The sequence below is a fragment of the Cobetia sp. SIMBA_158 genome (assembly GCF_046566945.1).
Taxonomy (GTDB): domain Bacteria; phylum Pseudomonadota; class Gammaproteobacteria; order Pseudomonadales; family Halomonadaceae; genus Cobetia; species Cobetia amphilecti.
This window is the reverse complement of the sequence record NZ_JAWJYL010001196.1, coordinates 1-231: the sequence shown is the minus strand read 5'-3', so window position 1 is coordinate 231 and position 231 is coordinate 1. Positions and strand designations below refer to the sequence as shown.

Genomic DNA, 231 nt, shown 5'->3' with positions numbered 1-231 from the left:
CCGACAGCCAGGCCAATCTCACCTGGGGCGCCTTCACGGCGCTCGTCTACGCCGCGCCGGCCATCGGCGGCTGGATCGGCGACCAGGTGCTCGGCGCGCGCCGCACGATGGTCGCGGGCGCGGTCGTGCTCGCCATCGGCTATCTGATGCTCGCGCTGCCCAACGACAGCCTGCACCACATGTTCGCGTCGCTGGGCGTGATCGTGGTCGGCAACGGGCTGTTCAAGTCGA

At 70.1% G+C, this 231-nt stretch carries 1 pseudogene; it reads left to right on the top strand.

Features of this window, described 5'->3' with window-relative positions:
- Positions 1 to 231: pseudogene (gene tppB, locus R2R70_RS23530) on the top strand (dipeptide/tripeptide permease); the annotation flags it as partial.